We start from the raw sequence: 13,241 nt of genomic DNA, 5'->3' as shown, positions 1-13,241 counted from the left end.
AGGCAGGAGCGGTTACAACCGGTGCCAGAGCTGGTGATGCAGCTGACCAGAGCGGGCTTTCTCGTGCTCCTCTGGCTCTTTGTGCTGGCCGCCCTACGTGTGGTCCGCTCTGATCTCTACGCAGCCTCAGGGCTCCGGGCATCAGGTCTGCCCGGATTCCGGAGGTCCGAGAAGTCGGCGAGGGGAAGCAAGGCGCCTCGGCAACTCGTGGTCACCCACGGGGCGCTGACCGGCACCCGCATCTCTCTCGACGGCAGGCCGATCCTGATCGGCCGCGCTGACGACTCCACTCTCGTGCTGGACGACGACTTCGCGTCGACCAGGCACGCGAGGCTGTCCATGCGCGGCACCGACTGGTACGTGGAAGACCTCGGCTCCACGAACGGCACCTACCTAGACCGAGCCAAGGTCACCGCACCCCTGCGCGTACCTCTCGGCACCCCGATCCGCATTGGCAAAACGGTGATCGAGCTGCGCTCATGACCTTGGTTCTTCGATACGCGGCCCGCAGCGACAGGGGCCTGGTTCGCGCCAACAACCAGGACTCCGTGTACGCGGGCCCCCGCCTGCTCGCAGTCGCCGACGGCATGGGTGGCCACGCCGCCGGTGAGGTCGCGAGCAAGGTGGTCATCGCCTCGCTGGCCCACGTCGACGACGACGAGCCCGGCGACGACCTCCTCGGCAAGCTCCGCGACGCGGTCGCGAGTGGCAACGGCGCCATTTCCGAACTCGTGACGAGCGACCCGGACCTGGAAGGCATGGGCACCACGCTCACGGCCATCCTGTTCGCCGGCAACCGTCTCGGGCTCGTGCACATCGGCGACTCGCGTGCGTACCTCCTGAGAGAGGGCACCTTCGCGCAGATCACGCACGACGACACGTTCGTCCAGTCGTTGATCGACGAGGGCCGGATCACGCCGGACGAGGCCGCCACGCACCCGCAACGCTCGTTGCTGCTGCGTGCGCTCACCGGCCACGACTTCGAGCCCAGCCTCACCGTGCGCGAAGCCCGCTCCGGCGACCGGTTCCTGCTCTGCTCGGACGGTCTGTCCGGCGTCGTGAGCCTGGAAACGCTGGACGAGGCGATCCGCATCCCGGATCCGCAGGCCTGCGCGGACCGCATGATCGAGCTCGCCCTCAAGGGCGGCGGCCCCGACAACGTCACGGTGATCGTGGCGGACGTCGAGGACGTCGACTTCGGCGACAACTACCCGATCGTCGGCGGCGCGGCAGGAGACGGCAGCGAGGAGCACAACACTCCGCCGGACTCCGCGGCCTCACGGGCGAGCGCGCTCACGCAGCAGCGCCCGCCGATGCCGCAGCGGATGGACGCACCGCCTCCACCGCCGCAGGACCCGAAGCGCAAGAAGCGGACCGCCATCAAGGCGTTCGTGATCGTCTTCGTGCTGCTCCTGCTGACCGGTGTCGTGGCGGTCGGCGGCAAGCTGTGGCTCAACACCCAGTTCTACGTGGGTGCCACCGAGGACGGCCAGGTCGCGATCTTCCGCGGGCTGAACGGCACGGTGCTGGGCTTCAAGCTGTCGTCCAAGGTCGAGGACTCGTGCCCGCCCGGATCCACGGGCTGCACCCCGATCACGCTGAAGGACCTGCAGGAAGCCGGCCGCAAGACGATCACCGCGGGCATCCGCAGCGACAACGGCCTGGACGGCGCGCGCGCCGCGGTCAGGTTGCTGCGCACCGAGCACATGCTGCCGTTGTGCAAGGACACCTCGTCGACGCCGAGCACCTCAACGACGCCGACGACGCCGACGAGCCCTCCGCCGAGCAGCACCACCGGCTCCAGCACCCCTCCGGTGAACGGTTCGCCGAACCCGGAGACCGGTGCCAGCGAGCCTTCGCTCACGCCCTCGCAGCAGAAGCCGGGTGTGGAATGCCGGGAGGGTCCGTAGTTGATGGGCTCGCCCGCCCCCGTCGGGGAAGGCTCACCAGTCGCGTCGGTGGCGACCAACACGTCGCCAGGTCTGCGGCCGCCGACGCGGCGCGGTACCGAACTGGTGATGCTCGCGTTCGCAGCTGGTCTCGTGACGCTGGCGCTGATCCTGGTGGAACTCAACCAGGAACGGTCGCTGAGCCTGAGGATCCTCTACCTCGGTCTCGCATATCTCGGACTCTTCGCTTGTGCCCACCTCGCCGTGCGCAGGTGGGCGCCGTACGCCGACCCGGCGATCCTGCCGTGCGTCGCGTTGCTCAACGGGCTCGGCCTGGTGACGATCCACCGGATCGACCTCGCCATGGAGGGCGTCAAGTTCCCGGACGGCACGACCTGGGACCCGGTGGCCTTCAAGCAGGTCATCTGGACCGGCATCGGGTTGTTGCTGTTCGCGGCCACGCTGAAGTTCCTGACCGACCACCGCACGCTGGCGCGGTTCGGCTACACGTTCGGCCTCATCGGCCTCGTCGCGCTGATGCTGCCCGGTGTGCTGCCCGGCTTCATCGCGCCGGAGATCAACGGCGCCAAGATCTGGCTGCGCGTCGGTCCGCTGTCCATCCAGCCGGGTGAGTTCGCCAAGATCCTGCTGATGGTCTTCTTCGCCGCGTTCCTGGTGTCGAAGCGGGACCTCTTCACCACGGCGGGCCGCCGGTTCCTCGGCATGGATCTGCCGCGCGCCCGCGACCTCGGCCCGTTGTTCGCCGCATGGGGCGTCACGGTCGCGGTCATGGTGCTGCAGAAGGACCTCGGCTCCTCGCTGCTGTTCTTCGGCATCGTGCTGGTGCTGCTCTACGTCGCCACCGAACGCGCGGCGTGGGTCGTGCTCGGCATCGGAATGTTCTCCGGCGGCGCCATCATCGCCTGGAAGCTCTTCTCCCACGTCCAGCAGCGGGTGGCGAACTGGCAGGACCCGATCGGCCGCTACACCGAGATCGGTGGCGGCTACCAGATCTCCCAGTCGCTCTTCGGTCTCGCGACGGGCGGCATCGGCGGGGCAGGCCTCGGCGCGGGGCGCCCGGAGATGATCCCCGAGGCGAACACCGACTTCATCACCGCGGTGATCGGTGAGGAGCTCGGGTTCGTCGGTTTCGCGGCGCTGTTGCTGATCTACATGGTCTTCGCTCTGCGCGGCCTGCGCAGCGCCATCGCGGTGCGCGACAGCTTCGGCAAGCTGCTCGGCGGCGGCCTGGCGTTCGCCGTCTGCTTCCAGGTGTTCATCGTCGTCGGCGGTGTCACCAAGCTGATCCCGATGACGGGTATCACCGCACCTTTCCTGTCCTACGGTGGTTCGTCACTTCTCGCGAACTACATCCTGGTCGCGTTGCTACTGCGAATTTCTGCGGCGGCGAGGGCTCCCCAGCGCGCTCCGAAGCCGAAACCGCAACAACCGGCTATCGCCGACCAGCACACTGTGATGGTGGAGCGTCCCAAATGAACACACCGCTCCGCCGCGTCGGCATGGCCATGATGGTGATGATCATCCTGCTCCTGGGCAACGCGACCTGGGTCCAGGTGATCAACGCCGACGAGTGGCGCAAGAACGCGTACAACCGCCGGGTGCTGCTCGACGAGTACGCCCGCAAGCGCGGTCTGATCACGGTCGCGGACGGCACGGTGATCGCGGACGTCAAGGAGACGACGGACCGTCTCCGGTTCCTGCGCACCTACAACGCGGGCCCTGCCTACGCCCCCGTGACCGGGTACCTCTCGGTCACCTACGGCACGTCCGGCATGGAGCGCGCGGAGAACGACCTGCTCAACGGCTCGGACGACCGGCTGTTCGCGCGCAGGGTCTCCGCGCTGATCACGGGTCGCGACCCGGTCGGCGGCAACGTGCAGCTCACCCTGAACTCCAAGGTGCAGCAGGTCGCGTACGACCAGCTGACGAACAAGGGCTTCACCGGCTCGGTCGTCGCGATCAAGCCGGACACCGGTGAGATCCTCGCGATGGCGAGCACGCCGTCCTACGACCCGAACCGCCTGGCGAGCCACGATTCGGACGAGCAGCAGGCGGCGTGGAAGGAACTGAACGCCAAGGGCAACGGCAACCCGCTGATCAACCGCGCGACGCAGGGCCTCTACCCGCCCGGCTCGACGTACAAGGTCGTCGTGGCGGCCGCGGCGCTCGCCGACGGCAAGAACAAGGACTCCCAGTACACCGCCAAGGGCACGATCAACCTGCCCGGCACGTCCAACGCCCCGTTCCCGAACTTCAACGGCCAGCCCTGCGGCCCCGGCGAGACGGTGCCGATGGAGACCGCGCTCGCGAAGTCGTGCAACACGGCGTTCGGCGAGATGGCGGCGCAGGTCGGCAAGTCCAAGCTGACCACGCAGTCGAACAAGTTCGGCTTCAACGACAACGACCTCAACGTGCCACTGGCGGTCGAGACGTCCTCCCTGGGCGCGATCCAGGACGAGGCGGCGCTGTACCAGAGCGGCATCGGCCAGCGCGACGTGCGCGTGACGCCGCTGCAGAACGCGATGGTCGCGGCGACGATCGCCAACGGCGGCAAGCGGATGCACCCGTATCTGGTGTCGAAGGTGCTGGGGCCCGACCTGAAGCCGATCGACGAGACCGACCCCGACGAGGTCGAGACCGCCATGAGCTCGGCGAACGCGAACGTGCTGCGCGACATGATGATCCAGTCGGAGGTCAACACCGGTGGCGAAGGCCGCCTGAAGGACATTCAGGTGGCGTCGAAGACCGGTACCGCCGAGGTCGGCGGCACCCAGGAGCAGACCCAGCCGCCGCACGCCTGGTACATCGCGTTCGCGCCGGCGCAGAAGCCGGAGATCGCCATCGCGGTCATCGTGGAGAACGGTGGCGACCGCGGTCTGGGTGCCACCGGTGGCAAGGTCGCCGCCCCGATCGGACGCGCCGTGATCAACGCGTACCTGGCGGGTCGCTGATGCTGACCACGGGCCAGCTCCTCGCCGACCGCTACCGCCTCACCAGGCGGATCGCGGTCGGTGGCATGGGCGAGGTCTGGGAAGGCGCCGACGAACGGCTCGACCGCCGGGTGGCCGTGAAGGTGCTGAAGGCGGAGCTCTCGGGTGATCCCGAGTTCCTGCACCGCTTTCGCGTCGAGGCGCGGATGACCGCGTCGCTCAACCACCCCGGCATCGCGTCGGTGCACGACTACGGCGAGACCGCGTCCATCCCCGATGGCCCGGAGGACACCGCGTACCTCGTGATGGAGCTCGTCGAGGGCGAACCGCTCGCGACGATCATCTCGCGGGGCAGGCTCACTGCAGAGGTGACGCTGGATCTGCTGGAGCAGACCGGAAACGCGTTGCAGGCGGCCCACGAACGCGGGCTCGTGCACCGGGACGTCAAGCCGGGCAACATCATGGTCACCCCGTCGGGGAAGGTGAAGATCACCGACTTCGGCATCGCGAAGGCCGTGGACGCGGCCCCCGTGACGCGGTCGGGGATGGTCATGGGGACCGCGCACTACATCGCTCCAGAGCAGGCACTTGGCGGCGAGGCCGAACCGGCGAGCGACGTTTACTCGTTGGCAGTGTGTGGCTACGAATGCCTTGCCGGACACCGGCCCTTCCTGTCGGACAACGCGGTGACGGTCGCGATGATGCACATCCGCGACATCGCGCCGCCGTTGCCGCCGGACGTTCCGCCGGGCGCGCGGACGTTGATCGAGGCCACCCTGGTGAAGGACCCGCGGCAGCGCTACCGGACCGGTGGCGAGTTCGCCGCCGCCGTCAGCGCGGTGCGGGTGGGCCAGCCGCTGCCGACGCCGTCCGGGTTCACGATGCCGCCGGTCATCCCGCAGCACGTCCCGCAGATGGGGCCGCAACAGGTTGTGCCGCAGCAGGTTCAGCAGGTTCAGCAGCAGGGGCCACCGCCTCCGCCGCCACCGCAGGCCTCGCAGCCACTTCCGATTCCACCGCAGATGGCGCACCACCCGGGAGGGCCGGGCCGGCCCGGTACCCACCCGACCATGCAGCCGGCGCACCAAACCGGCACGTTCGCACCCATGCCGACCGCACCGGGGAGAAACCGGACCGTGGTCTGGGTTATGGTCGCTGTCCTGGTGGCCCTGCTGCTGGTGGTCGGCGTGGTCCTGGTGTGGAAGTTGACCGTGAAGTCCAACAACGGCACCGGGCAAGGCGGCGGGCCGACGACCTCGAGTTCGGCGAGCCTGAACCCGCCGGCGAACGGGCAGGCCAAGCCCGACTCCGCCGACCGGATACCGGGCGACGCGCTGAAACAAATCGACGAGGACGACTACATCGGTCGTTCCGGCGAAGAGGTCAAAACAGACCTGATCGACCACGGCTTGGAGCCCAGGGTGCAGACCCCGCAGGGCACGTCGCCGGGCGACCTGAAGAAGTGCAGGGTCACCGCCATCGCGCCGACAGGCGGGGTGCCGGCTGGCTCGCAGGTGAAGGTGACGTGCGCGCCATGAGCAAGACCAGAACCGAGTTGGGAACACCGTCGACGAGGAGCGGGACGAAGCACCGATGAGCACTCCACGACTGCTCTCAAACCGCTACGAACTGGGTGAGACCCTCGGGTACGGCGGCATGTCCGAGGTCCACAAGGGGCGGGACGTCCGTCTCGGCAGAGACGTGGCGATCAAGGTGCTGCGTGCCGACCTCGCCCGCGACACCCAGTTCCAGGAACGGTTCCGGCGTGAGGCGCAGAACTCCGCCGCCCTGAACCACCCGGCGATCGTCGCCGTCTACGACACCGGCGAGACCCAGACCGAATACGGCCCGCTGCCGTACATCGTCATGGAGTTCGTCGATGGACGAACGTTGCGCGACATAGTGAAGACGCAGGGCCCGCTGTCCGGGAAGCGCGCCATGGAGGTCATGGCGGACGTCTCGGCCGCGCTCGACTTCAGCCACCGGCACGGCATCGTCCACCGCGACGTCAAGCCGGCCAACGTGATGATCACCAAGTCCGGCGCCGTGAAGGTGATGGACTTCGGCATCGCCCGTGCGCTGCACGACGGCCAGGCCGCGGTCACCCAGACCGCCGCGGTGATCGGCACCGCCCAGTACCTGTCACCGGAGCAGGCGCGCGGCGAGTCCGTCGACGCCCGTTCCGACGTCTACGCCGCCGGTTGCGTGCTGTTCGAGCTGCTGACCGGCGAGCCCCCGTTCACCGGTGACTCTCCTGTCGCGGTCGCGTACCAGCACGTTCGGGAAGACCCGAAGGCTCCGTCGCAGCTGAACCCGAAGGTGTCGCCGCAGCTCGACGCGATCGTGCTGAAGGCGATGTCGAAGGGTCCGGCGAACCGCTACCAGTCGGCCGCGGAGATGCGCGCCGACCTGGTGCGCGTGCTCTCCGGCCAGCGCCCGTCCGCGCCCGCCGTGATGACGGCCGAGGACCGCACCGCCGTGATGAACGAGCAGGCGACGCGCGCTGCTCGCACGCAGGTCGTCTCCGGTGGCCGGCACCGTCCGGCGGCGTTGAAGTCGGAGCCGGAGGACGACTACGACCCGATCGCCGACGAGGAAGAAGAGCGTCGCGCGAAGCGCAAGAAGGCCATCATGGTCACGCTCGTGGTGATCCTGTGCGTGGCCGTGCTCGGCCTCGCCGCGTGGATCACCGCGAACATCATGAACTCCGGCAACGAGGCGACGAACAAGGTCTCGGTCCCGTCGATCGTGGGCCTGAGTCCGTTGGAGGCCAAGGAGAAGATCACCAAGGCCGGTCTCGTCCCCGCCCAGGAGGACGTCGCCTGCGAGCCCGGCCCGAGCGGCGCCGCGGCCAAGTGCACGGCCGACCAGATCAACAAGGTGATCGGCACGAACCCGCCGGAAGGCAGCCAGCTCACGAAGGGCGACAAGGTCACCATCTCGGTCGGTGCGCCTCCTGGCGAGGGCACGGTGCCGGACCTGGTGGGCAAGACCCCGCAGGAAGCACAGGCGATCCTGGACAAGGACCCGAACGGCTTCAAGCTGCAGCAGGCCGCCGATGGCGTCGAGGTCGACGACACGACGAAGGTCGGCAAGGTCGCGGCCCAGAACCCGGCGACCGGCCTGAAGCTCAAAAAGGGCGGGTCGATCAGCATCCAGCTCGGCAAGGCACCGGACAAGCAGAACGTGCCGGGTGTCGTGGGCCAGGACCAGGCCGACGCACGTCAGACGCTCGAAGGCTCCGGCTTCAAGGTCTCGGTCGAGCCGGTCGACAGCGCGAAGCCCGAGGGTCAGGTCATCTCGCAGACCCCGGTCGGCAACAGCAAGGCCGCCAAGGACACGACGGTCACCATCCGCGTCTCGAAGGGCAACCAGATCGAGATGCCGGACCTGGCCGGCCTGACCGAGAAGGAAGCCGAGAACAAGCTGAAGTCGTTGGGCTGGAACGGAAACCTCAACGTCCAGGACGCGCCGGTCAACAGTCCGGCTCAGGACAAGAAGGTGCAGACGCAGAACCCGGCGAAAGGCACTGCGATCACCAAGGGTTCCACCGTGACGATCAACGTCGGCAAGTTCGGGATCGTGACGACCTAGGTTCTCAGGTTGTGGAAAGGGGCGGCTTCCCTTGGGAGGCCGCCCCTTCGTCGTTCTCGGTGTTGTGCCGGTGTTACTGGCGAGCGGCCGCGGCGAGCGTGCGCATGCCGTTCTCGAGCTGCGCGACCGTGGCTTCCGGCACCTCGAAGCCGCAGACCTCGAGCCAGTTGGCGAGCATCCGGTGGCCGCCGTCGGTGAGCACCGACTCGGGGTGGAACTGCACACCCTCGACCGGAAGTTCCTTGTGCCGCATGGCCATCACGATGCCGGTCTCGGTCTTGCCGGTGACCTCGAACTCCGCGGGCACCGTCTCCGGCAGCACCGTCAGCGAGTGGTAGCGGGTCGCGATGAACGGCTGCGGCACGCCGTCGAGCACGCCCTTGCCCTCGTGGAAAACGATGCTCGTCTTGCCGTGCAACAACTCTGGCGCGCGGTCGACCACCCCGCCCCACACCACGCCGATCGCCTGGTGGCCGAGGCACACGCCGAAGACCGGCTTTCCGGTGTCAGCGCACTTCTTGATGACGTCGATGCTCGACCCCGCGCGCTCCGGCGTACCGGGGCCGGGACTGACGAGCACGCCGTCAACCTTGTCGATCTCGTCGAGGTCAACCTCGTCGTTGCGCCTCACGACGCACTCCGCACCCAGCTGAGCCAGGTACTGGACGAGGTTGTAAACGAAGCTGTCGTAGTTGTCGACCACGAGCACGCGCATGGACAGAGCTTAGTGCGTGGCGTCGAGTGAGTTAGCTCTCGTCCGCGTTGAGGTTAGGCTACCCTAAAATAGGTGTCATGAGTCGCCCCTTGCGCGTCGCGATCGTCGGCGCCGGACCGGCCGGCGTCTACGCCGCCGACATCCTGACCAAGTCCGACGTCGACGTGCAGATCGACCTCTTCGAGAAACTGCCGGCGCCCTACGGCCTGGTCCGCTACGGCGTCGCCCCCGACCACCCGCGCATCAAGGGCATCGTCGGCGCCCTGCAGAAGGTGCTCGACAAGCCGTCGGTCCGCTTCTTCGGCAACGTCGAGTACGGCGTCGACATCAAGCTCGACGACCTGCGCCAGTTCTACGACGCGGTCATCTTCTCCACGGGCGCCTCGTCCGACCGCGACCTGGACGTCCCCGGCATCGACCTGCCCGGCAGCTACGGCGCCGCGGACTTCGTGTCCTGGTACGACGGCCACCCCGACGTGCCGCGCACCTGGCCGCTGACCGCCAAGTCGGTCGCCGTGCTGGGCGTCGGCAACGTGGCCCTGGACGTGGCCCGAATCCTGGCCAAGACCGCCGACGAACTCCTGGTCACCGAAATCCCCTCGAACGTCTACGAGGGACTTCTCTCCTCCCCCGTCACCGACGTGCACATCTTCGGCCGCCGCGGCCCGGCCCAGGCCAAGTTCACGCCGCTGGAACTGCGCGAACTCGACCACTCGCCGAACGTCGAGGTGATCGTCCACGCCGAGGGCATCGAGTTCGACGAAGCCTCGATGCACGCGATCAGGACCAACAAGCAGGTCGAGATGATCGTGAAGACCCTCCAGGAATGGGCGATCCGCGACGTCGGCTCCCGCCCACGCCGCCTGCACCTGCACTTCCTGGAAGCACCGGTCGAGGTGCTCGGCTCCTCCTGCGTCACCGGCCTGCGCACCGAAACCCAGGAACTGACCGGCGGCGGCAACGTCCGCGGCACCGGCACCTTCACCGACTGGGACGTCCAAGCCGTCTACCGCGCCGTCGGCTACCTCTCTACGCACCTGCCCGACATCCCGTTCGACCACGTCTCCGGCACCATCCCGCACCTCGCCGGCCGCGTGCTGGACCTGGACGAGGTGCCCATGCCCGGCGTCTACGCGACCGGCTGGATCAAGCGCGGCCCGATCGGCCTCATCGGCCACACCAAGGGCGACGCCCTGGAAACCATCACCAGCCTGCTCGAAGACGCCGCATCCCTGCCGCAGGCCGACTCCCCCGCGCCGTCCGCCATCGTGCAGTTCCTCGAGCAGCGCGGCGTGCCGTTCGTGACCAACGAAGGCTGGCGCAAGCTCGACCTGCACGAGATGGCCTTGGGCGCCGTGGAGGGCCGCGAACGCGTGAAGGTCGTGCCGCGCGAGGACATGACCGCGATCTCGAACGGCTGACTCGCCCCCTGCTTGAACGGCCGCGTGCCGTTCCTCGATGAAGCCGCCATCGCGTGTACGCGGTGGCGGCTTCAGCTATTTCGGTAGCACCCGTGCGGACACTTGATCCGTGAACGCCGAGCTCCGCAAACGCTTGTTCCGTCTCAACGCCAACCTCGCCGGCAGCAGGTTGTCGACCGAGGACGCGATCTGGCTCGCGCGCGACGTCGCCCGGCTCATGGTGGCCGGAGAACTCGATCGTGAGAACGGCGAGAACGGCGAGAACGAACTGTGGGCGCTCGGCATGGAACTCGACAACTTCGACCTCATGCCTGGGAAGCTGTCGCCCGCGGAGATCGTCCGCACCGCCGACGGACAGCTCAGGACGTGGACGGCATGAGCCCCGACCTGCGCGAACTGCTGCTGCGCCTCAACCTGGACCTGGCCGACAACACGGTCGCCCCGGAACGGGTGGTGTGGCTCGCGTGCGACCTGCTCGTCGCTGGCCTCGACTCCCCCGCCCTGCGCGAACTCGCCGGCGAGTCGCCGGTCCGGCTGGCGAAGCGGGAGGCCGACGCGCTGGTCGAGCAGGTGCTCGTCGAGCTCGGCGTCACGCTGATGTCCGAGGAGGACGGGGTCTACTGGGCGTTGGCGCAGTACGACACCAATCCGGAGCCGTTCCTCGGCTACGCCCGCGAGTACCTGCGGCTCGCCGAGGAGCAGCTCACTGGGTCGTGACGTTGTTGAACGGCAGTTTCGGCTCGGCCCACGGGAACACCACGAACATCAGCAGCGCCACGATGCCGGCCACCAGCACGACGGCCTCGACGACCCGCAGGTACAGCGGGCCCGGCAGGTGCCGCCAGATCCAGCCGTACATCAGCCCTCCGTCATCTCTGGCGGCACGAAGCCGTCGGCCACCGGGTAGCTCTTGGTCTCGATGGCGTGCACGATCAGGCGCTGCTTGTCGGAGAAGCGCGGGTGGCAGGTCGTCAGGGTGAGCAGACGGGCCTGCTGGTCGGCCGGCACGGTGGCGCCGACCTGGTGCGGGATGGGGGCGATGACCTCGCCCTGGGTCGGGACGACGATCTCCTGGCCGACGGTCTTGGCGTAGGCGGCGCCGAGGGTCGTCGACAGCGGGGCCACGCCGGCGCAGGCGGCCTGCTTCGCCTTCGGGTTCGCGGCCCAGCCGGCCACCTCGCTGCTCATGGGGAGCACTCGGTAGACGAACCACTGGGTTTGGGTCTGCACGACCACGGCGTTGCAGGATTCGAGCAGGTCGAGGTCGTTGAACGGCGCACCCTTGCCCACGCGGTGGCCGGCGATGGCGAAGTTGCCGGACTCGCCTGGCTGCGCGGTGTCCTTGTAGTGGCCGGGGCCGATCTCGAGGTGCTTGTCGGTGGTGCCCTCGACGACCGAGAACTTCCAGTCGTTGCCGAAGACCGGGATGTACATCTTCGCGAAGGCCTTGCCCTCGATGAGGTTCAGCTTCGACTGGCGGTTCGGGTCGGCAGGAGGCGGTGTGACGACGTTCGAACTCCATTCGGAGTCGAGTGCCGCGGTGGCGTCCTGCTGCTTCTCCGCGGAAAGCAGGTCGGTCACGTAGACCTCGTAGACGACGAACAGCAACACTACGAGACCCATCGTGATGAGGGTTTCGCCCACGCCGCGGACTGCTTTGCGCGCCATGCTGTCCGGCGGCGGGGCGGCCTTCTTCGGCTCGTCGTCGTAGTACTCGTCATCGTCGTAGTACTCGTCGTCGTAGTCGTCCTCGATGCGCGGGATCACCTCGGTGGGCGGATCGACCGGGCGAGGACGGCGAGGGCCGGGCGGCATTCCCTGGCGCGGCATTCCTCCCGGCGGGGTGCCGTGGCGTGGCATTCCCCCTGGGGGCGTGCCCTGGGGCATGCCACGTGCGGGGGTGCCGGGCGGTGGGCCCTGGGGCGGGCCTGGGCGGCGCGGCGGTGCGCCGGGAGGGGGCAGGCTTCCGGAGAAAGCGCTGGTGAACTGGGTCGCGTCCGGCGGTGGCAACGGGCGCGGCGAAGGAGTGGCCCGCACGTGCTGCAGGTCATCACGACGGGGTGCAGGACGCCGTGGAGGCGGCTGCTGCGGTCCCGAGTTCACCTGAGAACCTCCGCGCGGACTGTGAACTGAAAACAACTGCGTCTACCAAGTGGTTCGCTGACCACCTTCGCTACGTTAACGTGTCTCCCGAGTAGTGCACGTAAACTCACGTCACTCAGGGATATCCACGTCAGGCGAGGACAGCATGCCCAAGTCCAAGGTCCGGAAGAAGGCGGTCTACACCGCACCCACTGACCGCCGCACGCCGGTCAAGGTCAAGGCAGCGGGACCGTCACACCCGGTCTACGTCGTTGTCATGCTCGGCTTCATGCTGCTGGGCCTCGCGTGGCTGGTCGTCAACTACATCGCGGCCGAGAAGATCCCGTTCATGCTCGAGCTGGGCGCGTGGAACTTCGCCATCGGCTTCGCGCTGATGATCATCGGCCTGCTGATGACGATGCGCTGGCGCTAGCCCGCACGCTCAGAGCTCAGCAAGTCACCGTTCGTACAGGTCGGGGCCGGCGGGCCCCGGCCGGGGCCCCCCGTGTTAGGGGGCGGGTGGCCCGGGTGATACGAGCGGCACCCCAGCACACCGCGGGAAATGAAACCCCAGTGGGGGGAATGCAGG

Annotated in this window: 13 protein-coding genes; 10 read left to right on the top strand and 3 right to left on the bottom strand. The window is 68.1% G+C overall.

Going from position 1 to position 13,241, the window contains the following annotated elements; translation table 11 throughout:
- Nucleotides 1-21: 21 nt before the first annotated feature.
- The 6 genes from ACWGE0_RS08880 to pknB are packed head-to-tail and all read left to right on the top strand — an operon-like array spanning nt 22 to nt 8,434.
- On the top strand, nt 22-483 hold the full coding sequence (locus ACWGE0_RS08880) for an FHA domain-containing protein FhaB/FipA (protein ID WP_030465595.1): 462 nt from the start codon (nt 22-24) through the stop codon (nt 481-483).
- Complete coding sequence (locus tag ACWGE0_RS08875; RefSeq protein ID WP_452260345.1) at nt 480-1,910, top strand: PP2C family protein-serine/threonine phosphatase; 1,431 nt, start codon at nt 480-482, stop codon at nt 1,908-1,910. Before ACWGE0_RS08880 ends, ACWGE0_RS08875 begins: the two co-directional genes overlap by 4 nt.
- A gap of 3 nt (nt 1,911-1,913) precedes the next feature.
- Nucleotides 1,914-3,386 (top strand): FtsW/RodA/SpoVE family cell cycle protein, encoded by a 1,473-nt coding sequence (locus tag ACWGE0_RS08870; protein ID WP_452260344.1) that lies wholly within the window; start codon nt 1,914-1,916, stop codon nt 3,384-3,386.
- Entirely contained in the window at nt 3,383-4,861 is a 1,479-nt protein-coding gene (locus ACWGE0_RS08865) for a peptidoglycan D,D-transpeptidase FtsI family protein (RefSeq protein WP_452260343.1), read from the top strand. The genes ACWGE0_RS08870 and ACWGE0_RS08865 overlap by 4 nt, the downstream gene beginning before the upstream one ends.
- Nucleotides 4,861-6,378, top strand: a complete 1,518-nt coding sequence (locus ACWGE0_RS08860; protein WP_452260342.1) for a serine/threonine-protein kinase — start codon at nt 4,861-4,863, stop codon at nt 6,376-6,378. The genes ACWGE0_RS08865 and ACWGE0_RS08860 overlap by 1 nt, the downstream gene beginning before the upstream one ends.
- Nucleotides 6,379-6,433: 55 nt before the next feature.
- On the top strand, nt 6,434-8,434 hold the full coding sequence (gene pknB / locus ACWGE0_RS08855; protein ID WP_452260341.1) for a Stk1 family PASTA domain-containing Ser/Thr kinase: 2,001 nt from the start codon (nt 6,434-6,436) through the stop codon (nt 8,432-8,434).
- A 73-nt stretch (nt 8,435-8,507) separates the two neighbouring features.
- Here pknB and ACWGE0_RS08850 read toward each other — a convergent pair whose 3' ends face one another.
- A complete protein-coding gene (locus tag ACWGE0_RS08850; RefSeq protein WP_452260340.1) occupies nt 8,508-9,149 on the bottom strand; it encodes an aminodeoxychorismate/anthranilate synthase component II in 642 nt (213 codons plus the stop codon).
- A gap of 77 nt (nt 9,150-9,226) precedes the next feature.
- Here ACWGE0_RS08850 and ACWGE0_RS08845 point away from each other — a divergent pair, with 77 nt between their 5' ends.
- The 3 genes from ACWGE0_RS08845 to ACWGE0_RS08835 all read left to right on the top strand — a co-directional run bounded on the left by ACWGE0_RS08845 (nt 9,227) and on the right by ACWGE0_RS08835 (nt 11,287).
- On the top strand, nt 9,227-10,570 hold the full coding sequence (locus ACWGE0_RS08845) for an FAD-dependent oxidoreductase (RefSeq protein WP_452260339.1): 1,344 nt from the start codon (nt 9,227-9,229) through the stop codon (nt 10,568-10,570).
- A gap of 109 nt (nt 10,571-10,679) precedes the next feature.
- A complete protein-coding gene (locus ACWGE0_RS08840) occupies nt 10,680-10,949 on the top strand; it encodes a hypothetical protein (protein ID WP_452260338.1) in 270 nt (89 codons plus the stop codon).
- Nucleotides 10,946-11,287, top strand: a complete 342-nt coding sequence (locus ACWGE0_RS08835) for a hypothetical protein (RefSeq protein WP_452260337.1) — start codon at nt 10,946-10,948, stop codon at nt 11,285-11,287. Before ACWGE0_RS08840 ends, ACWGE0_RS08835 begins: the two co-directional genes overlap by 4 nt.
- Here ACWGE0_RS08835 and ACWGE0_RS08830 read toward each other — a convergent pair.
- On the bottom strand, nt 11,274-11,429 hold the full coding sequence (locus ACWGE0_RS08830; RefSeq protein WP_452260336.1) for a hypothetical protein: 156 nt from the start codon (nt 11,427-11,429) through the stop codon (nt 11,274-11,276). The genes ACWGE0_RS08835 and ACWGE0_RS08830 overlap by 14 nt on opposite strands.
- Nucleotides 11,429-12,400 carry a class E sortase gene (locus ACWGE0_RS08825; protein ID WP_452260335.1) on the bottom strand — a complete coding sequence of 324 codons (972 nt, stop codon included), beginning with the start codon at nt 12,398-12,400 and terminating at the stop codon, nt 11,429-11,431. The genes ACWGE0_RS08830 and ACWGE0_RS08825 overlap by 1 nt, the downstream gene beginning before the upstream one ends.
- A gap of 418 nt (nt 12,401-12,818) precedes the next feature.
- Between ACWGE0_RS08825 and crgA the strand changes: the two genes are divergently transcribed.
- Complete coding sequence (gene crgA, locus ACWGE0_RS08820) at nt 12,819-13,085, top strand: cell division protein CrgA (protein ID WP_030465604.1); 267 nt, start codon at nt 12,819-12,821, stop codon at nt 13,083-13,085.
- The last annotated feature ends 156 nt before the right edge of the window (nt 13,086-13,241 follow it).

The sequence above is a fragment of the Lentzea sp. NPDC054927 genome (assembly GCF_053610285.1).
Note: the sequence above shows the minus strand (reverse complement) of the source record. Positions and strands in the feature narration are given on the sequence as shown.

Excerpts from the sequence above, each read along its gene's own strand:
- ACWGE0_RS08875 (WP_452260345.1), top strand. The coding sequence starts at position 480 with ATGACCTTGGTTCTTCGATACGCGGCCCGCAGCGACAGGGGCCTGGTT.
- ACWGE0_RS08870 (WP_452260344.1), top strand. The coding sequence starts at position 1,914 with ATGGGCTCGCCCGCCCCCGTCGGGGAAGGCTCACCAGTCGCGTCGGTG.
- ACWGE0_RS08865 (WP_452260343.1), top strand. The coding sequence starts at position 3,383 with ATGAACACACCGCTCCGCCGCGTCGGCATGGCCATGATGGTGATGATC.
- ACWGE0_RS08860 (WP_452260342.1), top strand. The coding sequence starts at position 4,861 with ATGCTGACCACGGGCCAGCTCCTCGCCGACCGCTACCGCCTCACCAGG.
- pknB (WP_452260341.1), top strand. The coding sequence starts at position 6,434 with ATGAGCACTCCACGACTGCTCTCAAACCGCTACGAACTGGGTGAGACC.
- ACWGE0_RS08850 (WP_452260340.1), bottom strand. The coding sequence starts at position 9,149 with ATGCGCGTGCTCGTGGTCGACAACTACGACAGCTTCGTTTACAACCTC.
- ACWGE0_RS08845 (WP_452260339.1), top strand. The coding sequence starts at position 9,227 with ATGAGTCGCCCCTTGCGCGTCGCGATCGTCGGCGCCGGACCGGCCGGC.
- ACWGE0_RS08835 (WP_452260337.1), top strand. The coding sequence starts at position 10,946 with ATGAGCCCCGACCTGCGCGAACTGCTGCTGCGCCTCAACCTGGACCTG.
- ACWGE0_RS08830 (WP_452260336.1), bottom strand. The coding sequence starts at position 11,429 with ATGTACGGCTGGATCTGGCGGCACCTGCCGGGCCCGCTGTACCTGCGG.
- ACWGE0_RS08825 (WP_452260335.1), bottom strand. The coding sequence starts at position 12,400 with ATGCCGCGCCAGGGAATGCCGCCCGGCCCTCGCCGTCCTCGCCCGGTC.
- crgA (WP_030465604.1), top strand. The coding sequence starts at position 12,819 with ATGCCCAAGTCCAAGGTCCGGAAGAAGGCGGTCTACACCGCACCCACT.